We start from the raw sequence: 26,746 nt of genomic DNA, 5'->3' as shown, positions 1-26,746 counted from the left end.
AATTCAGTCGCGTAATAGTATAGACAAATCTAGACTGTTTCCATATTGACCAAAACCGTGAGGACACCCCGATGGATTTTACGATTTCTGAAAAGGGCCAGGATTACCTGAAGCGCGTCAAAGCCTTTATGGAGAAAGAGATTTTCCCGATAGAGGAAGAATACCATCGCGAGCTGATGGCTCAGGAAAACCGCTGGGTGGTACTGCCGATCATTAAAGAGCTGAAAGCCAAGGCAAAAGCTGAAGGTCTTTGGAACATGTTCTTTCCGGATGAAGAGCATGGTTGTGGCTTGCTGAACTCGGACTATGCCCTGATTGCAGAAGAGACCGGGCGAAGCTTTATTGCACCCGAGATCTTCAACTGCAATGCGCCGGATACCGGCAATATGGAAGTACTGATTCACTACGGCTCGGAAGAGCAGAAAGCCCAATGGTTGCCGAAACTGCAAAGCGGCGAAGTTCGCTCTGCCTTTTGTATGACTGAGCCAGCCGTCGCCTCCTCTGACGCAACCAATATGGAAGCTACCGCAATTGTCGAAGGCGATGAGGTGGTTCTCAATGGTCGCAAATGGTGGAGCACCGGGGTTGGCCACCCGGACTGCAAAGTTGCCATCTTTATGGGGCTGACAGATCCCGATGGCCACAAACACCGTCGTCATTCCATGGTATTGGTGCCGCTGGATACCCCGGGTGTTACGGTTGAACGCATGCTGCCGGTGTTTGGTGCCTACGACGAGCCCTATGGCCATGGTGTTGTGAAGTTCGACAACGTGCGACTTCCGAAAAGTGCTTTTATTGCCGGACCGGGTCGTGGGTTTGAAATCGCACAGGGCCGCCTTGGTCCTGGCCGCGTACATCACTGCATGCGGGCGATCGGCGCGGCGGAACGCACGCTTGAATTGCTGATCAAGCGGGCCACCAGTCGCGAAGCCTTTGGTCGCCCGATTGCGAAGCTGGGCGGTAATGTCGACATTATTGCCAACGCCCGTATGAACATTGAGCAGGCTCGTCTGCTGACGCTGAAATGCGCCTGGGCGTTGGACACCAAGGGTATTTCTGGCGCGCTGCAGGAAGTGTCCATGATCAAAGCGGTCATTCCGAACATGCTGCAGCAGATTGTCGACGACGCGATTCAGATTCATGGTGGGGCAGGCGTCAGTGATGAAGACTTCCCGCTGACCCAGCTGTTCGCCTACGCGCGGGTTCTGCGGCTGGCGGATGGCCCGGACGAGGTCCACCGGGCGATGGTGACTCGTCTTGAGTTGGCCAAGTATCGAAGCTGAGAACGGCCTGTGATTTTCACGCCAGGGCGAAGCTAAGGCGAACTCAGAATTTATAATCGAGGAATAGGCCAATATGACACAACGAGTATTTATTACCGGCGGCGCCAGTGGCCTGGGCCGCGCGATTGCATTACGGTACGCGAAGGAAGGCGCCAAAGTCTGTATCGGGGACATTAACCCGGATCAGGGTGTGCTGGTTGAGCAGGAGTTGAACAACGCAGGCGGCGAGGGTTACTTCGTCGAGTGTGACGTGCGGCGTCTGACCGATCTGGAACAAATCTGCGATGAGCTCACCAACAAATGGGGCGGTGTAGACGTGGTCGTCAACAACGCCGGCGTTGCCTCGGCAGGCTCCATCGAAGACACCACCATGGCTGACTGGGAATGGATCATGGACATCAACGTGCTGGGCGTCGTTCGTGGTTGCAAAGCCTTCACGCCGCAGTTCAAGAAGCAGGGCGCTGGTGCGTTTGTGAACGTGGCCTCCATGGCGGGCCTGATGCTGGCGCCGTTGATGAACAGCTACAACGTGTCCAAAGCCGGTGTCATAGCGCTGTCGGAAACCCTGAGCCAAGAGCTTCGTTATAGCGGTATTCACGTCAGTTGCGTCTGTCCTGCGTTTTTCCAGACCAACCTCGCCAGCACCATGCGCTCCGAAATTCCCGGTGTTCAGCAGAACATCAACAAGCTGATGAAGCGTTCTGACATCACCGCCGAAGACGTCGCCGACGACGTTTTCCGGGCCGTTAAAAACGGTGACTTCTGGGTGCTGCCACACGCCAGAGAACGCCGGATGTGGGTGCTCAAACGCCACGCACCCAAGGCGTTTGACTGGTTGATGCAGAAGGAAAGCAAGCGTTGGATGAAAAAGATGGGCGGTGCTGCTTAACTTCTATCTGGCCAACACCGGATAAAAAGCAAGAAAAGAGGAGAGTCCTTAATGACTCAGATTGATCAGGCGGTCGATATTCGTGAAGGTGAAGAACTGGATGTTGCCGTCGTTGACCGCTTCATGAAGCAGGCCATTCCGGATCTGGAGGGCAGCCCGGAGATCAAGCAATACCCCGGTGGTGCCTCCAACCTGACCTATCAGGTGGATTACGGCGAACGATCCTACGTTCTGCGCCGCCCGCCGTTCGGAAAAATTGCCAAGTCCGCTCACGATATGCTGAGGGAAGCGAAGGTGATGCGTGCGCTGAAGCCGGTCTACCCTTACGTCCCCGACATTGTCGCGATCTGTGACGATCATGATGTACTCGGTTGCGATTTTTACGTGATGGAGCGGCTGAAAGGCATCATTCTGCGCCAGGATTTCCCCAAAGACCTGGAACTCAGCGAGGCTGACACCCGCAAGCTATGCCTGAACGTGATCGACAAGCTGGTGGATCTTCATCAAGTGGATGCCAAGGCCACCGGGCTGGACAAACTGGGTAAGGGCGCGGGTTATGTTGAGCGCCAGATTCGCGGTTGGAGCGACCGCTTTCGCAAGGCCAAAACAGACGACGTCGGTGATTTCGAGCAGGTGATGGGCTGGCTGGAAGATAAAATGCCGGAAGACGTCGCCCAGGTGGTTATCCACAACGACTACCGCTTCGACAACGTGGTGCTGAACCCGGATAACCCGTTCGAAGTGGTGGGTGTGCTGGATTGGGAAATGGCCACCATCGGTGACCCATTGATGGATCTGGGCAACAGCCTGGCTTATTGGATTCAGGCGGATGATGAAGGCCCGTTCCAGATGCTGCGTCGCCAGCCGACGCATCAGCCAGGCATGCTGACTCGCAAGGAAGTGGTCGCTTACTACGCGGAGAAATCCGGGCTGAAGATCGACAACTTCGATTTCTATGAAATCTATGGCCTGTTCCGCCTTGCGGTGATCGTTCAGCAGATTTACTACCGGTTCTACCACGGTCAGACCAAAGACAAGCGGTTTGCTGCCTTCGGTCATGCGGCCAACTATCTGGAGAAACGCTGTCAGCGGCTGATTGAAGCGAGCGATCTGTAATGGCGACCATCTATCTGATTCGCCATGGCCAGGCCAGCTTTGGCAAGGAAAACTACGATCAGCTGTCAGCGAAAGGCTGGGAGCAGGGCCGGGTGCTCGGTCGTTGGCTGAAGGGCAAAGTTGCCCCGACCGCCGTGTTTGGCGGCAACATGGAGCGTCATCGGGAAACCGTTGAGGCCATTACAGGTGGTTATGGCGACAGCCTGCCCAGCATGCAGGCTGTGGAAGGGTTCAACGAGTTCGACCACACCGAAGTTGTTGAGCGGTTCCGTCCCGAGTGGGCCGACCGGGACCGAATGGCCCGGGATCTTGCCGCTTTTCCGAAACCGGCCACCGCGTTCCAGCAGGTGTTCGAGCAGGCGATGGGACGCTGGGTGAGCGGTGAGCATTCGGATGAGTATGCCGAGAGCTGGTCTGCGTTTCAGTCCCGCGTCATCACTGCGCTGGACGAGCTGATCGAGTACGTCGACGGCGGTGATGTTCTGGTCTCTACTTCCGGCGGACCCATTGCGGTGATCGCCCGACATCTTTTAAATCTGGATGATCGTAAAACCCTCGAGATGAACAGTGTGATCGCCAACTCCAGTGTCTCCCGGGTCCTCTACTCCGGGGCGCGTCGCACCCTCGCAGTGTTTAATAATTACAGTCACCTGGAGGCGGAAGATCCGTCTCTGATCACTTTCCGATAAAACAAACTATCAGTCTTTGAGGTATGTCATGAGCAAACCTGATCTGTTCGATATGACGGGCAAAGTTGCCCTCATCACCGGTGCAAGCCGCGGTATTGGTGAGAGCATAGCTCGCACCCTGGCGGCTTATGGCGCCCATGTGATTGTCAGCAGCCGTAAAATCGAGGGTTGCGAAGCGGTGGCCAGCAGCATCCGCGAAGACGGTGGCAGTGCTGAAGCTTATGCCTGCCACATCGGCGAGATGGATCAGATCGAAGCGATCTGGGAGCACATCCAGACCACCCACGGCAAGCTCGACGTGTTGGTGAACAATGCGGCCGCCAACCCTTATTTTGGCCCGATCGAAGACACGGACCTTGGCGCTTATCACAAGACCGTGGATGTGAATATTCGGGGCTATTTCTTCATGTGCGCCCGCGGCGCCCAGATGATGAAAAAAGCGGGGGGTGGGTCCATCATCAACGTGGCATCCGTCAACGGGGTGAATCCGGGACATTACCAGGGAATCTATTCTGTCACCAAGGCGGCAGTGATCTCTATGACGCGCTCGTTTGCGATGGAGCTTGGTCAGCAGAAGGTGCGTGTTAACGCGCTGCTGCCGGGTCTGACCGATACCAAATTTGCCAGTGCGCTGACCAGCAACGAATCTATCAAGAAGCAGGCGATGGCCCATATACCCATGAAGCGGGTAGCCGATCCGGAAGAAATGGCTGGAACGGTGCTGTATCTCGCGTCCGGGGCCTCCAGCTACACCACCGGTACCTGTATTAATGTGGATGGTGGGTATCTGACTATTTAAGATCGGATGCTCAAAGTTGGCCGACCTGTTCCGTACGCCCCTCTTCAATACTCTCGTCATTGCAGGCGAGGGTATTGAAGTCGCCGCGCAGCGTTGATGCGCGGTCCAGCAGAAAATCCAGTTGCTCCGGGTCTGCACGCTCGAGCAACGACGTCATCAGCTCGGCCATAGCCACACGGCTTTCGTTCATCATCTGTTGATAGCGTGGGCCGCGTACCTCGGCGTTGTTATCAATAAGATAGGCGACCTGGTCTTTAAAAGCCGCCTCTTCCCGTTGGTCCAACGTTTCGAGTAACGCCTTTTGCCAATTGCGGCGACCCTCCAGCCATATCTCTGTCTGCCGGCCCCGATTTTCCGACCATTTTTCGACAATGGTCACCTGTTGTTCATTCAGATCGCCCAGCCAACGTTCCACGCGTTCCTGCGTTCTTTCTGCGCGTGCCTGGCGGGTCTGTTTCGGATCCTCCTTCAGGAATTCTTCTTCCAGCTTCTGCTGGCTTTCGTCCATGTTGTTGGCGAGGGCTTCGACCTGATCGTCAGTCAGGCTTGCCAACAGGCGCGATGCAGCGGGTTTTGCCCGGTCAGCAATAGGCAGGAAAAAAGAAAACAGCTGCTCCTGATGATGGGCCACCGTGTCGCGTTGCAGTTCGCCAGAACGGACGTCCTGCTTGAGCTCTGAGAGCCAGGAAGAATAACGAGGTAGCTCGGAACTGCAATGCCATTGACGCAGTTCAACAATGTCTTTCTCCAGCTGTGCTTCCTGCTCATCCGTCATCGGTATGTAGTCTTCAACCCACCAGACAATACCCCAGTCAGCGTAACGGTAGGCCAGCTTTGTGGAGCTGCAACCTGCCAGCGATAGGAGGAAAATCAGGACGATGACCAGCCGGTTGAATAAGGATTGAAACATGGCGTGCGCCTCTGGAACGGATACCGATCTTTACGAACCATAAGGCTGATCGGATGGGGACACAAGTGATCCGAAAGCGACATGTTCTTCGTACTACAAAGTGGTTTTATTTGAGCGTTGAGAAGAGTCTTGCCCCGGAAACCCCGGGGCTTTTTTATGTCTATTGAATCGCAGTGTTGGATTGGGCGCGAGAGAGGGTAGTGCCCGTCGGCGGTCGGAAGTGCAGCGAGTAGAGAATGCGGTCGAGCACTGCTTGACCGTTCCAGGCCGGATTGTTGTTGACCATGCCGACAACGGCCCAGGTGGTGTCGGTGTCGTCGCGGGTATAGCCGGCAATGGAACGCACGTTTTCCAGATAACCGGTCTTGATTCGGCCTTCGCCATCCATGCCGGTATCACGAAGCCGTCGGGCCATGGTGCCGTCCATGCCGATTAGTGGAAGGGAGGCCATCAGGTCTGCAGAAAACGGGCTGTTCCAGGCGTGCTGGAGAATCTGAGCGCCCTGGCGCGCGGTAATGCGGCCTTCCCTTGTCAGACCGGCGCCATTTTCAATGACCAGACCGGCTGTGTTGATGCCCTTGGCGCTCAGCCATTCCTCGATGGCCCGAATACCGGCTACGCGGTCGTCGTTGTCTTCCTCGAGACGGTTGGCAGCGCCAATGGTCAGCAAAAGCTGACGCGCCATTACGTTGCTGCTCCACTTATTGATGTCCCGAACCATCGCCACGAGATCGGGCGACGAGGTGGTCAGCAGCAGGCGGGCGTCTTCAGGTGTCGCCTCTAGCCGGTTCTCGCCCTTCAGCTCAATGTTCATATCCGTCAGCAATGAACGAATCATGGAGGCGGTGTATTGCTCATGAGGGAGAAGCGACAGATAGGCAGAGGTGCGGCAGCCTTTTGGCAGTTCACCGTTTACCCGGACAGTAACTCGGCCGTCGTCGTGAAAGACCGGCTCCCACTCGAAATAACGGCGAGGCGGGCAGGGCGCCTCGGCACTGGAAGTCACCCGGTTATCCAGAATGACTTCGGGCAGATTCGGGGCACTCCACGCCTGCGTGCCGCGCTCGTCGGAACGCACCTGAAAGTGAATCAGGTTCAGGTTGCTGAGGTAAGGGGATGGCTGAACCAGAAACGGGGCGTTGGGATTGTCGCCATTGTCCTTGAAGGAGGGTGCTTCGTCCGACAGCTGAAATACATCGCCATCCAGCACCAGGTCACCGTTAATATGGCTGATGCCCATACCGCGAAGCTCGCTGAGCACGGTCCAGAGTCGTTCGATGGTTAGCTTGGGGTCGCCACCCATATCGACATACAGATTGCCGTCCAGTGTATCGCCTTGCAATGAACCATCTGTCAGAAAGCGGGTTTCCCAGTGGTAACTTGGCCCTAACAGCTCCAGCGCCGCGTAGGTGGTCAACAGTTTCATGATGGAACCGGGGCTCATCAGCTGGTCAGCATTGATGTACTGCTCGATGCCTGGTCCATTCAGTGGGATGGCAGCCATGCTCAGAGCTTCGTCGCTGTTTAATGACCGCTCTGCGTAGTCTTTTACCTGGCTGCTCCAGGTTTTGATCGATTTTGCCGGGGCTGAGGGCGTAGCGTCTTCTGCGGTCGCAAACGATGTAAAGCCCATGCCCAGTGTTAGGGCGATAGAAAGCGCAACACGGTTGAAACGCGCTTTTGCAGACTGTCCTCCAAAAGCGCGAAAAGCGCTTCGTGACTCCATAATAGAGCGGTTTTTGGCTGCTGGCGTCGTCATGGGTTGGCCTGACAAGTCGATTTAGGTTAACAATAGCCCATATTGGTTCAGCGTACTATGTGGATTGGCTCTACATGACGTTAAAAAATGCCAGTAGGAACCTTGTTTGTATTGCGGTTTTGTTACTTTGTGTAAAAGGATAGATTCATGATCAATGCGATTACCCATAACCTGAACGTACTGGGCTCGGTAGCGACCTCTTCTCTGACCGCATGGCGGGGTTGCCTGGTGGTGCGGCCGGTTGTTCAACCTGAAAAACCGCTGGTGCTTTATGACATGGAAGCCTGCCCATACTGCCGACGGGTTCGGGAAGCGCTGACGGCGCTGCACCTGGACGTGGAAATTCGTCCGTGCCCGAAAGGAGGCCATAAGTTTCGCAGCGAGGCCGAAGCCCTCGGTGGCAAACAACAGTTCCCGCTGTTGTCGGATGAAAATACCGGTACCGTGCTCTATGAATCGGAAGCGATCATCGAGTATCTCTTTCAGACCTACGCCAAACGCCCGGTTCCTAAATACTATCGGGGCAAGGTTCATCAGCCCGCACTCGGTTCACTGGCTTCGGCGGCCAGTGCCTTGCGTGGCCTGCGAGCCAGCCCGGCCAAAGCTGTCGGGCAGCCGTTGCATCTATGGAGCTTCGAGGGCAGCCCCTACTCCAGGCTAGTGAGAGAACGACTGTGCGAGCTGGAAATTCCCTACACGCTGCACAACCTGGGAAAAGAGCACTGGACCGAGCTTGGCCCGGCAAAGCAGCGAATCAAGCCCGGCCCCTACACACCCATTCCCGGCGGTAAACGGGATGAATTTTTCCAGATTCACAAACGGGTACAGGTTCCTTATCTCGAAGATCCGAATACGGGTGAGCGGTTGTTTGAGTCGGCACGGATACTCAAATACCTGAACCAACAGTACGGGAACTGAATCGCCGTAGGGAGTGTCAGTCCAGGAGTCTGCAATCACTGGAGAATCTATGTCGCGCCTTCTTGATAGACGCAGATTTCTGATGGGGCTGGGCCTGGGTGGTGTCGCGCTGGCTCAGCCACTGGCCTTTCAACGCATTGCATTTGCAGAGAACACCACTGATTCGCCCATCACCCGCCGTATTCCGACAACCGGGGAAGCACTGCCAGCCATTGGTATGGGCACCTGGATTACCTTTAACGTCGGAGGCGATCCACAACTGGTGGATCAGCGCACGCAAGTGCTGAAGACGTTTTTTGATCGCGGCGGAACGCTGGTGGATGGCTCTCCCATGTATGGCTCCGCGGCCGACGTGATGGGAGAAGCCCTGGCAGAACTGAACGCCAGAGATCGCGTGTTTGCGGCAACCAAAATCTGGACCGGAGACGAGTCCGAAACCCGGTCCGAGGCCACCAGGTCTAGCCGTCGATGGGGCGTAGAGCGGTTCGACCTTCTGCAGGTACACAACCTCCTGGGCTGGCAGGGGCATCTGGAAACTCTCAAATCCATGAAAGCGAACGGTGAGGTGCGATACATCGGTATCACCACCTCCCACGGACGCCGGCACCGGGAGTTCGCGCGCATCATGGAATCCGAACCCCTGGATTTTGTGCAGTTAACCTACAACCTGCTGGATCGTGAGGCTGAGGAAGAGTTGCTGCCGCTGGCGCAAGAAAAGCGAATAGCTGTGATTGTAAACCGCCCGTTCCAGGGTGGGGCGCTGTTCCGTCGATTTCAGTCCGAGCGTTTGCCTGGCTGGGCTGCTGAGGCCGGTGTTAGCAATTGGGCTGAATACTTTCTGAAGTACATCATTTCCCACCCGGCGGTTACTTGCGCCATTCCAGCCACATCGAAAGTCGAACACATGAAGGAAAACATGGGGGCGCTCTATGGTTCCTTGCCCGATCCGGCTCAGCGTCGGCAGATGGCGGACTATGTGAGGTCACTGTGAATGGCCCTTGATGGCGGCGTTGAGTGGCAGAGTTACGCGCTACAGGATTTCGTCATGTTCGGGCCGCAAGTGTTTCTCCGGCTGTTTGAACGGATCAACCAGGATCTGTGGCCCTGGACTCTGCTCGCGGTCTTCGCGGCTCTGGCGCTTCCTTTATTGCTGAGTCATCAGCGATCGGCGTCCAGGCGTGTCGGGCTGTTTTTACTGGCCTGTGCCTGGGGAACGTCGGGCTTCGCTTTTCTTGTGAGCTATTTTGGCCCGATTAATTGGCCTGCCGTGTGGTTTGGCTGGGCATTCGTGGCTCAGGCGGTCCTCGTCGGCTTTCTGGCGGTTAAGCTTTCTGCGGACTCCTTGCCCAGGCTGCCGTATTCGGCGGCCACGCTCTGGGTGATAGCGGTGGTCGGTCTGCCGTGGTTAACCGTTGAGCTGTCCGGGGAGTGGCGGGCGCTGGCGCTGTTCGGGCTTGCACCTGGCACAACGGTGGCTGCGGGTGTGCTCGTAAGCGCTCTGTTCACAGGCCTTGCGAGGTGGCTCTATCTGGTGATTCCCGTTTTCTGGGCTTTGTTCAGCGCGGCCACTTATTGGGGGCTTCAGCTGAAAGTTTTGCTGATATTCCCAGTGGCCACGCTGGTACTGGTGGTTATCGCGATCTGGCTCAGTCCCAGTCGGGCGCAAAGCCGGGATTAGCAATGCGCTCGTTGCGGTCCAACTGATCAATGACCGCAATTTCGTCGGCCGTTAGTTCCACGTCCAGTGCCTGCAGGTTGGCCTTCTGATGGGTGGCACGGGTGGACGAGGGAATCACCACCACGCCGCGAGCGGCAACCCAGGCAAGCGCCACCTGCGCCGGGGTCAGATTCCGGGCTTCGGCAATGCGAATCAAGGTGTCGTCTTCCATCACTTTGCCTACGGCCAAAGGCATATACCCAGTCACGGTGATGCCCAGTTTCTGGGCGTGATCCACTACTTTGCGATTGGCCAGAAAGGGATGTACTTCCACCTGGTTGGTCAGAATGACCCCTTCGCCAAGAATGCTCACCGCCTGGTCCATCTGGGCACAGGTGAAGTTGGACACGCCGATATGCTTGGTCAGGCCTTCTCGCTGTGCATCCCGAAGGGCCCCCAGGTATTCCTCCATCGGCACTGCGTCATCGGGTGACGGCCAGTGGATCAGGGTCAGGTCCACGTGGTCGGTTTTCAGTCGTGCCAGGCTGTCGTGCAGGCTGTTGATCAGGTCGCTGCGCTCCAGCTGGTCGTGCCACACCTTGGTGGTCAGAAAGATTTCACGCCGTGGAATGCCGCTGGAGGTAATGCCATCGCCCACTTCCGTTTCATTGTCGTACATCTGGGCGGTATCAATGTGACGGTAACCGAGTGAGAGGGCGCTTTTAACGGCATCCCTGGCATCGTCACCTTTCAGGCGGAAGGTGCCCATGCCGATCGGGGGAATGGTGTTCTGTGACATTCTGTCCTCCTGTAAAAGCTTGCAACGAACCTACGCGCTATAACGTTAAGTGGATGCTGGCCGCTGGTTCTTCAAGTGGTCGACCGTTATCATACTCCGCTTTCCACTCTCGCAACCGAATCAGAAAGGAATCGTCATGCTCACCGGGCAATGCCTGTGCGGTAACGTTAGCTTCAAGTACGATGGTCCCCTGGGTCCCATTGCGCTGTGTCACTGTAGCCAGTGCCGTCGGACTCACGGAAGCGCCTTTTCGGCCAGTGCACCGATTCAGAAGCTGCGTTTTCAGTTGCTTTCCGGCGACGAGAGCATTCGCGAGTACGAGTCTCGGCCCGGTAAATACAGAGCCTTCTGCAGTAACTGCGGCAGCCAACTCTACAGCCGGGTAGACGCCATTCCCGGCATCCTGCGACTCAGAGTGGGTGTGATCAACGAACCCTTGCAAAAGGGGCCGGCTCAGCACGTATTCGTGGGCTCAAAATCGGACTGGTTCGAAATTACCGATCAAATTCCGCAGTTTGAGAAAACCGAGCGCACCAACGACCCCCACTGATTTCCTGGACCGGTGTTCAGTTGGCCGGTACCAGGCGGTAAACCTTGCCGTTGCTGGAATCGGTCAGTAGCCAGAGAGCACCGTCCGGGCCCATGCGCACGTCTCGAATGCGTTCGTTCAGATCCTGTAGCAGATCCTCTTCGGCCACCACATCATTAGCGTCAAAGCGCAGACGCACCAGTTTGCGCATTTTCAACGCGCCTACGAACAAGTCACCCTGCCAATTCGGAAACAAATCTCCGGTATAAAAAGCCATGCCTGACGGCGCGATTGATGGATCCCAGTAATGCAGCGGATCTTCGATACCGGGCATGGTCGTTTTGTTGGTGATTGGAAGGCCAGAATAGCCAATGCCGTAGGTGACCTTCGGCCAGCCATAATTGGCCCCGGCACGGAGAACGTTCACCTCGTCCCCGCCTTTTGGGCCATGCTCATGCGTCCATATATCGCCGGTGTCGGGATGTTGGGTCATGCCCTGGATGTTGCGGTTGCCGTAGGTGAAGAAGGTATCATTGACCGCTCCGTCGCCGATAAAAGGGTTATCGGGCGCGGGCTCCCCGTTGATGGTGATTCGATGAACCCCACCGGCATCGTCTGCAGTATCCTGAGCACGTTCCATGTCGCCGCGGTCGCCTACCGAAACATAGAGGTACCCGTTATTATCGAACTCCATGCGTCCGGCAAAATGGCGGCTGGTGTTGCTGCGCGGCAGTGCCTCGAAAATGACGTCAACGTTCTTCAGTGACTGCCCATCAAACGTGGCACGTGCAACACGGGTCGTCATGCCCTCGCGCAGATTGCTGTGCGCATAGCTCAGGAACAGGGTTTGGTTGTTGGCGAAATCCGGATGCAGGATGACATCCAGCAAACCACCCTGTCCTGAGACAACAAGATCGGGCACGCCCGGAACAGGCTCGGATTGAAGCTGTCCGTTTTTGATCAGTCGAAGCTGTCCCTCGCGTTCGGTAACAAGTTGCGAGCCATCCGGAAGAAAGGCGAGACTCCACGGATGATCCAGCCCCTCGGCAACGGTCTGGAGCTGGAAATCTGCGAGATCGGATGAAAAGGTGGTTTCGGCCACGGCCTGCGGAACCAGAGCCAGGCCGGATAACAAGATGAGGGTCCTGACGCTTAGCATGAAGGTCTCCCAAATACCCAGTGAAACGGAACTTCCACACCTATTATAGGAGTCCGTTTCCATACCGGATGACCTGCCGTGTGTTTGAACCTGTCAGTAACTAATGCGGTCGCTGCCGATCAGGCCTGTCCCGTCTGCACCTGCCATTGGGCTGAATAGGGGCCGCCGCTGCTGAGAAGCTGTGAATGAGTGCCTGTTTCCACAACCCTGCCATTAGCGATGACGGCTATGGTATCGGCGTCGACAATCGTAGACAGCCGGTGGGCAATCATAATCACCGTACGGTTGTGGCCAATGCGTTTGAGCGAGCGTTGAATGGCAGCTTCGGTTTCGTTGTCGACAGCACTGGTGGCTTCGTCCAGAACCAGAATGGGCGGATCTTTGAGCAGTGCTCTCGCCAGTGACAGCCGCTGGCGCTGGCCGCCAGACAGCCGCATCCCTCTCTCGCCGACGGCTGTGTCCAGACCCCTGGGCAGTGCCTCGATGAAGGACCAGGCTTCCGCGGTGGTCGCAGCCTGAATCAGCTCAGCTTCGGTGGCATCCGGGCGACCAAGCATCAGGTTTTCGCGGATGCTGCCTTCAAACAGATATACATCCTGGCTGACCAGTCCAATAGCCTGACGGAGGGATAACAGAGTGACATCGCGAATGGGGTGGCCGTCGATCCGAATCTGGCCGGTATCGGGGTCATGGAATCTGAGCAGCAGTTTGATCAGTGTGGATTTGCCAGAGCCGGTGGCTCCCACCAGTGCCAGAGTATTTCCTGCCGGTACCTGCAGCGAGATGTCTTCAATGCCGGCTCCGCTGGATGGATAGCGGAAGCTGACCTTGTCGATGTCCACCCGACCACGGACAGGTTCTGGGAGTGTCTGGTTGCCCTGATCCTTTACGGTCACCGGCTCGGTCAGCAGGTCCAGTATGCGACGGGTGCTGGCCATGGCCCGTTCGAACAGATCGATGACTTCCGCCAGACCGGTCAGCGGCCAGAGCAGACGCTGGGTCAGAAACACCAGGACACCATACGCACCCACATTCAGTGTGCCTTTCAGAGCCATCATGCCCCCGACAGTAAAGGTGGCCAGAAAACCCGCCAATATCGCCATCCGGATGACCGGGATAAACGCAGAACTGACTCGTATGGCGCGGCGGTTTGCCTCCACGTAGGCTTCACTGCTGTCTTTCAGGCGCTTTGCCTCGCGCTCTTCCGCGGTAAAGCTTTTGATGGTGGCAATGCCCCCAAGGTTGTTGGCCAGACGGCTGGAAAGATCGCCGACTTTGTCACGCACGTCGGCATACAGTGGTCCGGCTTTGCGCTGGAAGAAAAACGCTCCCCATATAATGAGCGGGATTGGCGTGAAGGCCAGCAGAGCGATCAGCGGCGACAGTACGAAGAACACCGCACCCACGGCCACGACGGTTACCAGAACCTGGATCATGGCATTGGCACCGCCATCCAGGAATCGCTCCAGCTGGTTGACGTCGTCGTTCATGATGGCCACCAGCTGACCTGAACTGCGGGATTCGAAAAAACTCATGTCCAGCTTCTGGGTGTGCTCGTAGGCATCCTGTCTAAGATCCGATTGCAGCCGCTGGGCCAGGTTACGCCAGGCAATCTGGTACAGGTATTCGAACAGGGATTCACCGGCCCAGATAAAGAACGTCAGGATAGCGAGTACGGTAATCTGATCCTGAGCGGTTTCGAAGCCCAGGCCTGCAACAAAGCTTTCCTCCTGATTCACCACCACGTCGATCGCCACGCCGATCAGGATTTCCGGGGCAATATCGAACAATTTGTTGATGATGGAGCAGGTGCTGGCCCAGATGATCTGGCGTCGGTAGCCTCTGGCGTATTTCAACAGCCTGAACAGGGCAGAGAAACTGGTGGTCTGAGACATGAGGAAAACCTGTTAACCGTCGATCTGAAAAGAGCCGGAAAGGTTAAAGGCTTCTCTATCTGAATCAAAGAGAATCATTATCACCAATTTGATCAATGAATCAGATCATGAACGCTTCTGATTCTTCTGCAGCCAGCGGTCGAGCTTGTCCGCAAATTCCTTACGGTCGGTCTGGCTGAATGGCGCCGGCCCTCCGGTGACCTGGCCGGCGCTGCGCATTTCTTCCATGAAGTTGCGCATGGCGAGGCGCTGGCGAATGTTTTCTCTGGTAAACGCCTGACCGCGAGGATTAAACACGTCTGCACCCTTCTCGATGGCTTCCGCGGCCAGCGGAATGTCCTGAGTGATGACCAGATCGCCCTTGCTGAGTTGTTCCATGATTTCGTTGTCAGCCACGTCGAAGCCGTGGAGTACCTGCTGGCGTTTGATGTACGGGCTGGGTGGCAGATTGATGGCGTGGTTGGCAATGAACGTGGTTTGAACCTGCCAGCGGGTGGCGGCGCGGCAGAGTATCTCCCGAATAGGAACGGGGCAGGCGTCGGCGTCGACCCAAATCGGCATGTTGATTCCTTGGTGTTGGCTGTTTTGCGCAGTTTAACGTGGGTTGCAGTGAGCCTGGTAATCGGATTCCGCGTATTTGTTTTAAAGCTCTGGGGAGATTGAAAAATGAAATTCCGGATAGTATCTGCCGCTTGCCTACTGGTCGTGATGAGCGCGATCTTTATGGCGCCGCGTGTCAGTCAGGCCGACGACGTGTCCGCGTGGGAGGCGTTGCGTAACGGTGATGCGATTCTGATGATGCGTCATGCCCTTGCACCCGGAACGGGTGACCCGGCTAACTTTGAGCTGGGTGACTGCAGCACCCAACGGAACCTGAATGAAACCGGGCACGAACAGGCTCAGGCCTGGAAGCCGTTTCTTGCAGAACATGGCATCACGGAGGCACGGGTATTCAGTAGCCAGTGGTGTCGTTGTATGGATACAGCCAGGGGTATGAGTATGGGGCCTGTAGAACCTATGCCTTCGCTGAACTCGTTTTTCCGCGACCGCAGCAGAGCGTCTGAACAGACTCGCCAGACCATTACCAACGTGAACGCTCTGGGTGGCGGGGCACCCGTAATCCTGGTGTCTCATCAGGTGAATACTACGGCCTTGACGGGGATTTTCCCGTCGTCCAATGAGGGCGTGATTCTGGCGCTACCTTTGTCAGATTCTCCGGAGATCCTGGCAAGAGTGTCTCCTTGAAGCTCATTGAAATCCTGTTTGCTCATCCTCTTTTTTTCGTCTAAAAGTTAATCAGGGCACACAAACGGTAAACACCGTGTGTCCTGACGATCCCGAAAGCGTGTAACCCACGCAAAACAACAAAACGATCAGCCTTGATGCTGCCGGTGAGTCTGCCACAAGCGGGCTGCCAATAGCGCAGCAGGTCCTTTTATCCAAAGGCAGGGCGGGGAGAATGGGATGAAGACAATCCACGAGTTCCGTGTGGATAGCACCTGCTATCTGGACGATCAGGGCGCACCACTGGGCGACCTGCCACCTCAGGCCGAGAATACCGAACGGGTATTGGCCGCCTACCGCAACATGGTGCTGACTCGCACCTTCGATTCCAAAGCCATCGCGCTGCAGCGCACCGGAAAATGCGGCACCTATCCGTCTGTGCTCGGGCACGAGGTGATTGGCACTGCCATCGGTCAGAGTATGGCCGCCAATGACGTGTTTGCGCCCTATTACCGGGACCAGGCTGCCCACATTCTGCGCGGCGTTTCGTTGACCGAATTGCTGCTCTATTGGGGCGGTGACGAACGGGGCAGCGCGTGGAAGAACTGTCCGGAAGATTTGCCGATTTCTGTGCCCATTGCCACCCAGTGCTGTCATGCGGTGGGTGTTGGCGCCGCCATGAGGATCCGCGATGAAGCCCGTGCCGTGGTCTGTTGCGTGGGTGATGGCGGCACGTCAAAAGGGGATTTTTCCGAAAGCATCAACCTGGCTGGTGCCTGGCATCTTCCTGTGGTGTTTATGGTCATCAACAATCAATGGGCCATTTCTACGCCACGCAGCATCCAGACCGGTGCGGAGACCATTGCGCAGAAAGCCATTGGTGCCGGGCTGCCGGGCCACATTGTCGACGGTAATGATTATTTTGCGGTGATTGAAGCGCTAGACAGTGCCCTGGAGCGGGCAAGGGCCGGCAAGGGCGGCGCGGTGATCGAGGCGATCACCTACCGCCTGGGCGATCACACCACGGCTGATGATGCGACTCGTTATCGCTCGTCTGAGGATCTGAAACAGGCCTGGGAAAAGGACGGTATCAAGCGTCTGCAGAACTATCTCCACGAAGCTGGTTTCTGGACGCCGGAGAAAGAACAGAAATTGCAGTCTGACTGCAAGGCGACCGTGGATCACGCGGTTCAGGCTTATCTTGCCACCGAGGCCGAGCCGCCCACTGCCATGCTGGACTACCTATTCGAGACGCTCCCGGAATCCCTCAAGTCCCAGCGGGAACGCATCGCCGATAAATATCGGGGAGGTGCGGCATGAACTCTTCAACAGCAAGAACAGAGAGCGAGACCCGCGATGTCACCCTGGTGGAAGCGGTCAATATGGCGCTGCAATGGGAGATGGCACATGACGACTCCGTGGTGGTCCTCGGCGAGGATATCGCCACCAACGGCGGCGTGTTCCGGGCAACGGCGGGCTTAAAGGAGCAGTTTGGTTTCAAGCGCGTGATGGACACGCCGCTGGCGGAAAACCTGATTGCCGGCACCGCCATTGGTATGGCCACTCAGGGCCTGAAGCCGGTCGCTGAGTTTCAGTTCATGGGATTTATATACTCCGGTATGGAGCAGATCATCAGTCATGCTTCCCGCATGCGGAACCGGACCCGCGGACGGCTGCATTGCCCATTGGTCTATCGGGCACCGTTTGGCGGCGGTATTCACGCTCCGGAGCATCACTCCGAAAGCACCGAAGCCCTGTTCGCCCATATTCCAGGTCTGCGGGTGGTGATCCCCAGTTCACCTCAACGTGCCTACGGCCAATTGCTGGCCGCGATTCGTAATCCGGACCCTGTCATTTTCCTGGAACCAAAGCGGATTTACCGGGCGGTGACCCAGAGCGTGGAAAACAATGGCGAAGCCATTCCGCTGGACACCTGTTTCACGCTGCGTGAAGGCAGTGACGTCACGCTCATCAGTTGGGGCGCGTCCATGCTGGAAACCCTTCAGGCGGCCGATGTGCTGTCGGAACAGTCGGTGTCGGCGGAGGTCATCGACGTTGGCACCATCAGCCCGTTGGATCGGGAAACCCTGTTGTGTTCCGTCAGCAAGACCGGCCGTGCTGTCATCGTTCATGAGGCCTGCCGCAATGGCGGCGTGGGGGCTGAAGTGGCGGCATCCATCGCTGAAGGCGCCTATCTGGAGCTGAAAGCACCCGTTGCCAGAGTGACGGGCTACGACACGGTTATGCCTTACTACCGGAACGAACAGGCCTACCTGCCTCAGGTGGACGACATTGTTGAGGCGGCCAGGAGGGTGATCGCGCTATGAAACATTTCAAACTTCCCGACCTTGGCGAAGGGCTGCCCGAGGCCGAGATTGTCGAATGGCACGTCAAGGTAGGAGATGAAGTGACTGTTGATCAGGTACTGGTCAGTGTTGAAACTGCGAAAGCCATTGTGGAGGTGCCTTCGCCCGAGGCCGGGGTGGTCGCCAAACTGTTCGGTCAGCCCGGTGACATCATTCATACCGGTGAACCGCTGATGGCCTATGAAGGTGAGGGCGACGACAGTGGCACGGTCGTGGGCGAACTGAAAAGAGCCGACACCGGAACCCAGAAGGACAGCTTCATTGTTGGCGCTGCGGAATCCAGCAAACGGGCGCGGGCGAATCGAGCCAGCTATCGTTCCCGCTCTCTACCGGATGCGGAATCCCTTCGGGGCACACGCCGAACCATGGCGAAAAACATGGCAGCATCGCACGCGCAGGTGGTGCCGGTGTCCATATTTGAGGACGTCGACATTGGTGACTGGAAATCAGGCACTGATATCACCATGCGGCTGGTGCAGGGCATTGCCTCGGCTTGCGAAGCGTCACCAGTGATGAACTGCTGGTTTGACGGTGACACCTTGAGTCGTCGCCTTAAGGAAGAAGTTCATGTGGGCATCGCGGTGGATACGCCAGAAGGACTGTTCGTGCCGGTGCTTCGGGATGTGAATCATCGATCGATGGCGAATCTGCGGGAGGGCCTTCAGAATCTGAGAGACGCTGTCGCCACCAGAAAGATTCCGCCGGCAGAGATGCAGGGTGCTACCATAACGCTTTCCAATTTTGGAACCATGACCGGCCAATACGCCAATCCGATTGTCTCTCCGCCACAGGTCGCCATCGTTGGCGCCGGGGCCATCCGGGAGAAAGTGGTTCCTCATAAAGGAAAGCCAGCCGTTCGACGGGTACTGCCATTGTCGGTTACCTTTGACCACCGGGCAGTCACCGGCGGAGAAGCTTCCCGATTTCTTGGCGCACTGATTGATGCGCTCATCAAACCCTGAACAAAAGAGAGGTTACATGAAGGCGTTTACCAGCATAGTGACGGCGATCATTCTGAGTCTTGTTGCTAGCGCCACAATAGCGGGCAGCTTCACCAATGGCAGCATCACGATCACCGATCCCTGGAGCCGGGAAACGCCGCCCGGTGTCTCTAAAGCGGTTGCCTATATGAATATCGCCAACAACGGCGACTCCGATGTCACACTCACGGATGCAGAAGTGACCAAAGCCGGGGATGTCACCTTACACCAGAGCAAGGTGGATGGTGACATGGTGACCATGCGACTGGTTGAAGGCGGCCTGACCATACCCGCAGGCGAATCGGTGTCGCTTGAGCCCAGGGGCTACCATTTTATGTTGGAAGATCTGGACCGCGGACTGGTTCGCAATGAAAGCGTTGCTATGACCGTGTTTTTTGACGGTGCCGATGCAGTCAACATCAAGGTGCAGGTGAAGTCCATGGGTGCTATGGATCACTGACTGGCGGCAACCACTCGGTTGCGGCCTTCGAGCTTGGCGCGATACATGGCTTCGTCGGCCTGCTGAAGCAGTTTCTCCACGGTTGAGTCCGCGTCAGAAAAAGCCAGGCCGATGCTCGTGGTGACATGCACTTCGTGGTTGTTGGCCAGCATGTTGATGTGCGCGGTGTCGGCGCGTAAGCGTTCGGCCAGCGCCCTGGCAGCGTTCTCCGGCTCTTCCACCAAAAGCGCAAACTCTTCCCCGCCAAGCCGGCCGAATACATCGGTCTCGCGGATGCTTTTGGTGACCGTTTCGGTGAATTTACAGAGCACTGCATCACCTACGCCATGGCCACGCGTATCGTTGATCTGTTTGAAATGATCCAGATCGAACATGAACAGGCAGCAGGGTTTCTGATTTCTTTTCGCCAGTTTCAGCCGAAGCCGGGCATCCTCCAGAAAACTTCGACGGTTCAGAATGCCGGTAAGTGAGTCTGTCCGAGCTTCCTGTTCCGCGATCCTTTTCGCCTGTTCCAATTCTCTGGTGCGGTTGCGAACCTCGGTTTCCAGTTCGGATTTCGACTTCACCAGATGGTCCAGATAGCGCTGCTCAGTCAGCTCCTTATCCTGGTACAGGCGTCGCATCTTGTAGCCAAGTGCGAACATGACGGTCAGCATTTCTGTGAAGGATGCCACCGGCGGCCAGTAGTAATTAAGCAAGCTGTGTTCTACCACGCCCAGATCCCTCAGCGCCTGCATGATCAGCCCAGCGACCAGGAAACTCCAGGCGATCGCAAAAATGCCGGCTTCGGCCTGCCCCTGTCGCCAACGGAGCATTGCAATCACTGCGATCACCGGATACATCAGCAGTGCCAGAGTAATGGTGACCAGCGCCACAGCTTTCACCTGGAACACGGCTGCGATCAGCAGTAGACCGGCATTGGCAATCATGGCTAAAACCAGATAGTCCAGGCGCGGGGTGTATTGGCGCGTCTGAAGGAAAGTCCTGGCAAAGATGTGGCCCAGCAGAATAGTCACAGCACCACCGATCGACATGAGTTGCCAATGGAAAGATTCGCGCAGCACGAACTGATGGGTGTAGCCCAGAATCGTTGCCCAACAGGTGATTTTCGAAAACGCGTAAAGCGAATAGATCAGCAGCAGTTTGTTTCGCGCGACTGAGCCCGCGATCAGGGCAAAGAGCCCCATCAGGAAAAAACCGCCAAACAGGAAACTGATCATGGTGGATTCCCGGACATACTGCATTTCCAGGTTGTCCGGTGACCAGATCCGCATACTCGGAAACGCATAACCACGCTCTCTGGAGCCGAATCGAACCAGAAACTCCTTTGTCTGGTTTGCTTCCAGAGTGACGGGCACCACAAACCGGTTGTGTTCCACAAGCCGATGACCGAACGGCTTCTCCATCGACAGGGCAGCGATCTGTGACCAGTCGCCGGTGTCTGTCGCCCGCGCAAAGGCATCCAGGTCGATCAGCTGGTGATCTACGTATTCAAGGTGCAGTGAAACCGGCTTTGCTTCCGTATTTCGGAGTTGGAAGTAGCTCCAGTGAGCGCCGGGTTTAAGGCGCGTCGAACCAGCGCTTTTCAAAGCGGAGAACTTCCCCTGTCCCAGCGCCTGCTCGGCGCCCACTATGGACAATGTGCCGCTCTTATCGTGCAAGACGGCTGAGCGCCCGGTTTTTAAAGTGCCGTCCTCATTTCCGCTGACAGTAATAGGCGTTTGACCCGACGCGGTTTGCCATAGCATCAGGATCAGGCAGGCGAAGACAACTCGCTTTAAGAACAATCTTGCCATCAGGGTTCGTTGTCGTCAGTGGCCCAACTACCAAACGCAAGTTCGGAAACCTTGGCAATTTCCTCTTCCGGGATGGCGCTGATGTCGCCGAGTTCCAGCTTATCGTAGTGAAATGCGTAGAGCCTGGACGCGAATTCAGCAATAGGCAGCGAGGCTTCGCCGTGAATTTCGCCATTGCCTCGGGTTGAGCAGTTGATTCCCTGTCCCCAATCCTGACCGCTGTCATTGTTGGGGTTGAAGAAATACACCCGCATATCATTATGAGGGCTCAGGCAGACTCTGCGGATAACGATGGCATGTCGACCCACAAACCTTGCTGCACTGTCGGTAACGGCAATGCCGGCCGGCTGCGGATGGGTCAGAGGCATACTGTCGTTGTAGTAAGGATGATAGCTGGCGTAGAAATGGCGAATAAAACCGTCGTAGTCCTCGATTTCGCCGGTGATCACATTGGTCGCTACCCGAAAACCGTGATTCACCCACCACCCGTAGAACTCCGGGTTGATCCAGCGGTGAGCGTCGTCGTCCCTTTCGCTGCAGCGCCGCCACATCTCGCCGTAAATCCTGTCCAGGTGAGGAATCAGGATGAGAGACACCGGGTCTACGTCCACGGGGACTTCTTTCACCAGGCCGGGTTCCAGGTTTTTGGAGGAAACTTCATCGCCTTCAAAGCGAATCAGAATTTCGTTGTCTCGGGCCGCCCAGGCTAACAGTTGCAACAGATAATCCGCCTCGTGGTCTGCCCACAGGGACAGACCGATGGCAGATTGGCAGGTTGGATTGTTGCCCTGGCCCACGCCGAGAGGTTGGCCCAGAAGATTCAGTACACCCGCCAGCAAAAATCGGCGGGGCGGGTGAGCGTCACCGAAGACGGAACGGATCAGTTCGCGGTTTTCATCCGACACACGCAGGTTAATCTGACGCCACAGAGACTGTGCGACCGGGCTTGTGAACAGCGATCCCCGCTCCAACATCATGGCTAACCCATACACGGACTGGCAGGTTTCCGGAAAAATAGCCTCGTCGATCAGCGCCTTAACCAGAGCGGTGTAACAGAAATAGTCGTCTTGCCCGGTCATGGTAAGGCCAAGCGCCTTGGGGATCAGATCATCGGCATCCTGCTCCCTTAAAAATCGCAGCATGACCGCGTGATACGGTGACGCCAGACCGGTTTCACCCATAACCCGGGAAAAGCATTCTGCCTCGCTGATCAGGGCTTCCCGATCCATGTCTTCCAGCCGTTGGCGATAGACCTCCAGGCCGGGATCTTCGGCACTGGCGGGCGTCGGCGCAAACAGTGTCTGAACCAGCAATGAGGCGTTGATATTGCCGGCCGTATCAAGCGACGGGTCGTACAGGCAGGCCGCGATCTGCCCAATCATTTCCCGAATGCTGTCCACCTGAATAGGGCGCTGTTGAAGCAGACGCCAGACCTCTCCAACCAGGCTGTCCAGAAGGCTCGCATAGCCCAGATGATCGACCAGGTATTGGTACAGGGATTGAACGATCACACCAAGCTGTTTGGGGCGCTCTCGATCAGCTTCTGACAACGAACCGGATAGCAAGTCCAGATTCAGCGCCATGACCTGGGTCAGAAAGTGAGAGGCCTGCTCAGAAGAGATCCCGGGGTGAAAAAAATCACCCCGAACAACCGCCAGCATTCGAAGTTCGCTGATGATTTCCACCACCGTGGTGGTGGCCCCTGCCGCGCGAAGCGACTGCCGGGCTAACGCCGGTTTCAGCAATTCGGGCTTGGACCAATCGCTGGTACCAAAGATCCCTGCGCCTTCCAGCGTTTTCACCCGTCGATAGAGAACGTCGAAGCCCCCAGGCAGGAGCATCAGCTGGCGCGCTCGCTCGAGCAAACCGATGCTCGAGGCTGTATTGTCAGAGCGGCGGGCACGGGCGAAGTCGGCGATGGCGACGTCGAATTGCATCGACGCGTTGGCTATTGCGGGGTTACCAAATCGGCTCAAACGTGGAAACCTTGTTATGTTGGTTAATATACAGGGTCAGAGTAGCGCTAATATACCCGAAGGCCAATGAACAGGATCGTTTCTTTATGTTGCCAATGAAAGTAATTGGATTGCTGGGAGGCATGAGCTGGGAATCCACACAGACCTACTATCGTCTTTTGAATGAAAAGGTGCGTCGTCAATTGGGTGGGCTTCATTCGGCCCGGATTCTTCTTTACAGCGTCGACTTTGCAGAAATTGCCGAATTGCAAAAGGCCGACGAATGGGACGCAGCCGCCCGTATACTCAGTGACGCCGCTCGTTCTGTTGAGCAGGCGGGTGCCGATTGTCTGCTGATCGGCACAAATACCATGCATAAAGTTGCTCCGCAGATCGCTGGGAGCATCGATATCCCGCTGTTGCACATCATGGATGCGGTTGGAGACGCCATTCTGGCTGATGGCAGGGATTGCGTTGGCCTGCTGGGCACCCGATTCACCATGGAGCAGGCCTTCTGTGTAGAGAAGCTCGAGGCCAAAGGCATTAGTGTTCTTGTGCCTCCTTCCGATGAAAGGGACCAGGTGCACGCGGTGATATTCGACGAGCTATGTCAGGGCGTTTTTAAGGAATCTTCTAGAACGTCCTTCCTGGGCACGGTGGATCGGCTTCGTGAATGGGGCGCACAGGGGGTTATTCTGGGCTGCACCGAAATTGGATTACTCATCAACGACTCGGACACCGACGTGGCGCTGTACGATACCACTGAGTTGCACGCACAAAGCGCCGTTGATTTTGCGCTGGGCCCTGAAAAAAAGACGATTTAACCCCAAGCAGGAGCAGGTTTAGTGACAGCGTATTTCGTTCAGGCGTTTATCTATCTGGCGGCGGCGGTCATCGCGGTTCCATTGGCAAAGCGATTCGGGTTGGGCTCGGTGCTCGGCTATCTTGTGGCCGGTGTCGTTATTGGCCCGGTCACCGGCCTGGTAGGCCAGGAAACAACCACCATCCAGCATTTTGCTGAATTCGGCGTGGTCATGATGTTGTTTTTGGTTGGCATGGAACTGGATCCAAAAGCACTGTGGGCAATGCGGGCGCGGTTGCTCGGGCTTGGTGGTCTGCAAGTGTCGCTGACGGCGCTGGCAGGAATGGCCTTTGCTCTCTGGCTTGGTTTGGTCTGGCAAACGGCGCTGACGGTGGGCTTTGTGTTTGCGCTGTCCTCCACCGCCATCGTATTGCAGACGCTGAATGAAAAAGGTCTGGCACGCACCGAGGGAGGCCGAAGTGCCTTTTCGGTGCTGCTGTTCCAGGACATCGCCGTCATTCCCATGCTGGCCATCATACCCTTGCTGGCCTTGCCGGGATTGATGGATACCAGCGCCTCTAGCGGTTCTCACAGCGCCGATCTCAGCCTGGTTGATGGCCTGCCCGTCTGGGCACATGGCGGCGTGGTTGTTCTGGCGGTCGCGCTGGTGATTGTGGGTGGCTATTTTCTGAGTCGGCCCCTGTTCCGGTATGTGGTTCAGTCTGGCCTTCGTGAGGTGTTTACGGCCACGGCGTTAATGCTGGTAATCGGTATCGCTGCGCTGATGAGCCTGGTCAACCTCTCGCCCGCACTGGGCGCCTTCCTGGCCGGTGTGGTGCTGGCCAACAGTGAGTTCCGCCATGAACTGGAGGCCAACATCGAGCCGTTCAAGGGGCTGTTGCTGGGGTTATTCTTCATTACCGTGGGCGCCGGTATCAATTTCGACGTGCTGGCGCAGCAGTGGGGCGTGGTACTGTCTCTGGCGGCAGTTGTTTTGCTGGTAAAAGCCCTGATTCTCCTGGGCCTTGCGCTGTTATTTCGCATCAAGGGCAGCAATGGGTGGCTGTTTACCCTTGGCCTGGCCCAGGCCGGTGAATTCGGATTTGTACTGCTGACTTACGCTGTTCAGAATCAGGTCATACCTGTGGATCTTTCCCAGGTTCTATCGCTGGTCGTGGCGCTCTCAATGTTCCTGACGCCGGCGCTCTTCATTCTGTATGACCAGGTTGTGCTTCCCCGGTACAGACGCAGGACAAACGAGCCGGAGGCAGACAGCATTGACGAGGCAGCTCCGGTGATTGTGGCGGGCGTGGGCCGGTTTGGTCAGATTGTCTGCCGTCTTCTGCGGGCGAACAACATCCCGATCGTCGTGCTGGACCACGAAATACAGCAAATTGAAAACGTCAGGCGGATCCAGATCAAAAGCTATTTCGGCGATGCCAGTCGCCCTGAACTGCTGGAGACTGCAGGAATTGCCCAGGCCAGACTGTTGGTTGTAGCCATTGATGATCGGGAGCGGTCGGTCAAGATGGTGGAGCACGTGAAAAAGTTCTATCCCGGTGTTTGGGTGCTGGCAAGGGCGTTTGATCGGGGACACGGCTACCAGTTGCGAGGTGCTGGCGCCGACGACGTTGTTCGGGAAACCTACCATTCTGCTCTGGAACTGGGTGGTCACGCGTTAACCGCCATGGGAGTGCATCCGTTGCGGGCGAAACAGATGACCTGGGCATTCTATGACAACGAATCCGCCCACGAAGACGAGTTGTACGAAGCCTGGCAGGAAATTGAGGAGGGCATAAGCTTTAGCCCCCGATACGGCGAACTGTTCATGAAGCTTGAAGAAGCCCTCAGTTCCGCGATGCAGACAGACTGGGACGATCCCAAGAGGGAAGATGTTCCGGTCTGGACGCCGCCGCAATCAGAACCGGATTAGTCTCCAATAGCCTTGCGCTGCTTGTATTCGGTAATCAGCTCCTCCACTCGTCCGTCTTTGACCAGCTTGTAGAGAACGTCCGCTACGGCCTCTCGGAAGTCATCACTGTTGCAGGGAGACTTTTTGGGAAAGGTGAAAAACACACCCTCAGAGCTAATCGGCGGTTCAAGCGCTGTGAACTGATCTGCTTTGCCTTCGCGGGCAAGCATTGCGCGACCTTGAAACTTTTCGAAAAGCACGTAGTCCACTCTGCCTGCCTGAGCCATCAGAAAGGATTGTTGGATGGATGGGGTGCCAAAGATGTTCAGATTCTCCTCGGCGTAATGGTCGAAGTTCTGACCGAAACTATTGTCGATTAAGGTGGAGCCTTTTTTGTCCAGTAAGTCGGGCCAGTGCCGGTAAACGAACTCCTCGCCAGCGGGCACCCATACCGATGTTGGAAGCTGAAAAATCGGTGGCAGGATATAATCCATATATCCGAAACGCTCGCTGCTCATGAACGCGCCAGCCACCATATCCAGGTCACCTGCTTTGGCGAGATACTGCACCCTGGCCCAATTGCCCACATGCCGCACGTCAGCAGTCACTCCTAGAGGCTCAAGAATCTCTTTCAGCAGGTCGGGTACAATACCAATGAGGTGATCCGGGTTGTCACGGTCTTGCCATAAAAACGGTGGAGCTTCTCGATTTCCACTCACGATAAGCGTGTTACAGCGGCTATCGGCCATTGCAGCAGTGAGCGGCAAGATAAGCAAAAGAGCAGATGAGCTGATCACATGAATAAGGCGTTTCAAGATTGGGCGCTTCTTTTCTGGTGAAGGGTGGTTA

At 56.4% G+C, this 26,746-nt stretch carries 25 protein-coding genes; 16 read left to right on the top strand and 9 right to left on the bottom strand.

Annotated elements, in window-relative coordinates:
- Positions 1 to 71 precede the first annotated feature (71 nt).
- The 5 genes from QLQ17_RS12630 to QLQ17_RS12610 all read left to right on the top strand — a co-directional run bounded on the left by QLQ17_RS12630 (position 72) and on the right by QLQ17_RS12610 (position 4,776).
- Positions 72 to 1,283: an acyl-CoA dehydrogenase family protein gene (locus QLQ17_RS12630; RefSeq protein WP_283209933.1), complete on the top strand. Its 1,212-nt coding sequence runs from the start codon at positions 72 to 74 to the stop codon at positions 1,281 to 1,283.
- Between the two features lie 73 nt (positions 1,284 to 1,356).
- Positions 1,357 to 2,172: an SDR family oxidoreductase gene (locus tag QLQ17_RS12625; protein ID WP_283209932.1), complete on the top strand. Its 816-nt coding sequence runs from the start codon at positions 1,357 to 1,359 to the stop codon at positions 2,170 to 2,172.
- A gap of 51 nt (positions 2,173 to 2,223) precedes the next feature.
- A complete protein-coding gene (locus tag QLQ17_RS12620) occupies positions 2,224 to 3,288 on the top strand; it encodes a phosphotransferase family protein (protein ID WP_283209931.1) in 1,065 nt (354 codons plus the stop codon).
- Complete coding sequence (locus QLQ17_RS12615; protein WP_283209930.1) at positions 3,288 to 3,977, top strand: histidine phosphatase family protein; 690 nt, start codon at positions 3,288 to 3,290, stop codon at positions 3,975 to 3,977. The genes QLQ17_RS12620 and QLQ17_RS12615 overlap by 1 nt, the downstream gene beginning before the upstream one ends.
- Positions 3,978 to 4,005: 28 nt before the next feature.
- On the top strand, positions 4,006 to 4,776 hold the full coding sequence (locus QLQ17_RS12610) for an SDR family oxidoreductase (RefSeq protein WP_283209929.1): 771 nt from the start codon (positions 4,006 to 4,008) through the stop codon (positions 4,774 to 4,776).
- A gap of 10 nt (positions 4,777 to 4,786) precedes the next feature.
- Here the strand turns inward: QLQ17_RS12610 and QLQ17_RS12605 are convergent, their stop codons facing one another.
- The gene (locus QLQ17_RS12605; protein ID WP_283209928.1) at positions 4,787 to 5,686 is read right to left on the bottom strand and encodes a DUF6279 family lipoprotein; all 900 of its coding nucleotides are present in this window, start codon (positions 5,684 to 5,686) and stop codon (positions 4,787 to 4,789) included.
- Between the two features lie 160 nt (positions 5,687 to 5,846).
- Complete coding sequence (gene dacB, locus QLQ17_RS12600; RefSeq protein ID WP_502867379.1) at positions 5,847 to 7,445, bottom strand: D-alanyl-D-alanine carboxypeptidase/D-alanyl-D-alanine endopeptidase; 1,599 nt, start codon at positions 7,443 to 7,445, stop codon at positions 5,847 to 5,849.
- Positions 7,446 to 7,592: 147 nt separating this feature from the next.
- Here dacB and QLQ17_RS12595 point away from each other — a divergent pair, with 147 nt between their 5' ends.
- Genes QLQ17_RS12595 through QLQ17_RS12585 form a run of 3 tightly spaced genes read left to right on the top strand, consistent with a single transcriptional unit; the run spans position 7,593 to position 10,041 of the window.
- Positions 7,593 to 8,363 carry a glutathione S-transferase N-terminal domain-containing protein gene (locus QLQ17_RS12595; protein WP_283209927.1) on the top strand — a complete coding sequence of 257 codons (771 nt, stop codon included), beginning with the start codon at positions 7,593 to 7,595 and terminating at the stop codon, positions 8,361 to 8,363.
- Between the two features lie 49 nt (positions 8,364 to 8,412).
- Positions 8,413 to 9,354 carry an aldo/keto reductase gene (locus QLQ17_RS12590; RefSeq protein WP_283209926.1) on the top strand — a complete coding sequence of 314 codons (942 nt, stop codon included), beginning with the start codon at positions 8,413 to 8,415 and terminating at the stop codon, positions 9,352 to 9,354.
- Complete coding sequence (locus tag QLQ17_RS12585) at positions 9,355 to 10,041, top strand: DUF6064 family protein (RefSeq protein ID WP_283209925.1); 687 nt, start codon at positions 9,355 to 9,357, stop codon at positions 10,039 to 10,041.
- Here QLQ17_RS12585 and dkgB read toward each other — a convergent pair.
- Complete coding sequence (gene dkgB / locus QLQ17_RS12580; protein WP_283209924.1) at positions 10,010 to 10,819, bottom strand: 2,5-didehydrogluconate reductase DkgB; 810 nt, start codon at positions 10,817 to 10,819, stop codon at positions 10,010 to 10,012. The two genes, QLQ17_RS12585 and dkgB, sit on opposite strands and share 32 nt — an antisense overlap.
- Positions 10,820 to 10,955: 136 nt before the next feature.
- On the opposite strand from dkgB, the gene QLQ17_RS12575 reads away from it, so the two are divergent.
- Positions 10,956 to 11,369 carry a GFA family protein gene (locus QLQ17_RS12575; protein WP_283209923.1) on the top strand — a complete coding sequence of 138 codons (414 nt, stop codon included), beginning with the start codon at positions 10,956 to 10,958 and terminating at the stop codon, positions 11,367 to 11,369.
- A gap of 16 nt (positions 11,370 to 11,385) precedes the next feature.
- On the opposite strand, the gene QLQ17_RS12570 is transcribed toward QLQ17_RS12575, so the two are convergent.
- From QLQ17_RS12570 to QLQ17_RS12560, 3 genes are all read right to left on the bottom strand, one after another.
- On the bottom strand, positions 11,386 to 12,507 hold the full coding sequence (locus QLQ17_RS12570) for a PQQ-dependent sugar dehydrogenase (protein ID WP_283209922.1): 1,122 nt from the start codon (positions 12,505 to 12,507) through the stop codon (positions 11,386 to 11,388).
- A 119-nt stretch (positions 12,508 to 12,626) separates the two neighbouring features.
- Complete coding sequence (locus tag QLQ17_RS12565; protein ID WP_283209921.1) at positions 12,627 to 14,402, bottom strand: ABC transporter ATP-binding protein; 1,776 nt, start codon at positions 14,400 to 14,402, stop codon at positions 12,627 to 12,629.
- A 105-nt stretch (positions 14,403 to 14,507) separates the two neighbouring features.
- The gene (locus QLQ17_RS12560) at positions 14,508 to 14,963 is read right to left on the bottom strand and encodes a YaiI/YqxD family protein (RefSeq protein WP_283209920.1); all 456 of its coding nucleotides are present in this window, start codon (positions 14,961 to 14,963) and stop codon (positions 14,508 to 14,510) included.
- A gap of 147 nt (positions 14,964 to 15,110) precedes the next feature.
- Here QLQ17_RS12560 and QLQ17_RS12555 point away from each other — a divergent pair, with 147 nt between their 5' ends.
- From QLQ17_RS12555 to QLQ17_RS12535, 5 genes are all read left to right on the top strand, one after another.
- Positions 15,111 to 15,647 (top strand): histidine phosphatase family protein, encoded by a 537-nt coding sequence (locus QLQ17_RS12555; protein WP_283210163.1) that lies wholly within the window; start codon positions 15,111 to 15,113, stop codon positions 15,645 to 15,647.
- A 219-nt stretch (positions 15,648 to 15,866) separates the two neighbouring features.
- Positions 15,867 to 16,946, top strand: a complete 1,080-nt coding sequence (gene pdhA, locus QLQ17_RS12550; RefSeq protein WP_283209919.1) for a pyruvate dehydrogenase (acetyl-transferring) E1 component subunit alpha — start codon at positions 15,867 to 15,869, stop codon at positions 16,944 to 16,946.
- Positions 16,943 to 17,953, top strand: coding sequence for an alpha-ketoacid dehydrogenase subunit beta (locus tag QLQ17_RS12545; RefSeq protein ID WP_283209918.1), 1,011 nt, complete (start codon positions 16,943 to 16,945; stop codon positions 17,951 to 17,953). The genes pdhA and QLQ17_RS12545 overlap by 4 nt, the downstream gene beginning before the upstream one ends.
- Complete coding sequence (locus QLQ17_RS12540; RefSeq protein WP_283209917.1) at positions 17,950 to 18,954, top strand: dihydrolipoamide acetyltransferase family protein; 1,005 nt, start codon at positions 17,950 to 17,952, stop codon at positions 18,952 to 18,954. Before QLQ17_RS12545 ends, QLQ17_RS12540 begins: the two co-directional genes overlap by 4 nt.
- A 16-nt stretch (positions 18,955 to 18,970) precedes the next feature.
- Positions 18,971 to 19,432 (top strand): copper chaperone PCu(A)C, encoded by a 462-nt coding sequence (locus QLQ17_RS12535; RefSeq protein WP_283209916.1) that lies wholly within the window; start codon positions 18,971 to 18,973, stop codon positions 19,430 to 19,432.
- On the opposite strand, the gene QLQ17_RS12530 is transcribed toward QLQ17_RS12535, so the two are convergent.
- Both QLQ17_RS12530 and QLQ17_RS12525 read right to left on the bottom strand, forming a co-directional pair.
- Positions 19,426 to 21,228: a sensor domain-containing diguanylate cyclase gene (locus QLQ17_RS12530; protein ID WP_283209915.1), complete on the bottom strand. Its 1,803-nt coding sequence runs from the start codon at positions 21,226 to 21,228 to the stop codon at positions 19,426 to 19,428. The two genes, QLQ17_RS12535 and QLQ17_RS12530, sit on opposite strands and share 7 nt — an antisense overlap.
- Positions 21,228 to 23,165, bottom strand: coding sequence for a hypothetical protein (locus QLQ17_RS12525; protein WP_502867386.1), 1,938 nt, complete (start codon positions 23,163 to 23,165; stop codon positions 21,228 to 21,230). The genes QLQ17_RS12530 and QLQ17_RS12525 overlap by 1 nt, the downstream gene beginning before the upstream one ends.
- 134 nt (positions 23,166 to 23,299) lie before the next feature.
- On the opposite strand from QLQ17_RS12525, the gene QLQ17_RS12520 reads away from it, so the two are divergent.
- Together QLQ17_RS12520 and QLQ17_RS12515 are read left to right on the top strand one after the other, a co-directional pair.
- Positions 23,300 to 24,007 (top strand): aspartate/glutamate racemase family protein, encoded by a 708-nt coding sequence (locus QLQ17_RS12520; RefSeq protein ID WP_283210162.1) that lies wholly within the window; start codon positions 23,300 to 23,302, stop codon positions 24,005 to 24,007.
- A 21-nt stretch (positions 24,008 to 24,028) separates the two neighbouring features.
- Positions 24,029 to 25,918, top strand: a complete 1,890-nt coding sequence (locus QLQ17_RS12515; protein WP_283209913.1) for a monovalent cation:proton antiporter-2 (CPA2) family protein — start codon at positions 24,029 to 24,031, stop codon at positions 25,916 to 25,918.
- Here QLQ17_RS12515 and QLQ17_RS12510 read toward each other — a convergent pair.
- Entirely contained in the window at positions 25,915 to 26,616 is a 702-nt protein-coding gene (locus QLQ17_RS12510) for a substrate-binding periplasmic protein (protein ID WP_283209912.1), read from the bottom strand. The genes QLQ17_RS12515 and QLQ17_RS12510 overlap by 4 nt on opposite strands.
- Between the last annotated feature and the right edge of the window lie 130 nt (positions 26,617 to 26,746).

It is taken from the genome of Marinobacter sp. CHS3-4 (assembly GCF_030053415.1).
Lineage (GTDB): Bacteria > Pseudomonadota > Gammaproteobacteria > Pseudomonadales > Oleiphilaceae > Marinobacter.
This window is presented reverse-complemented; position numbering and strand designations above follow the sequence as displayed.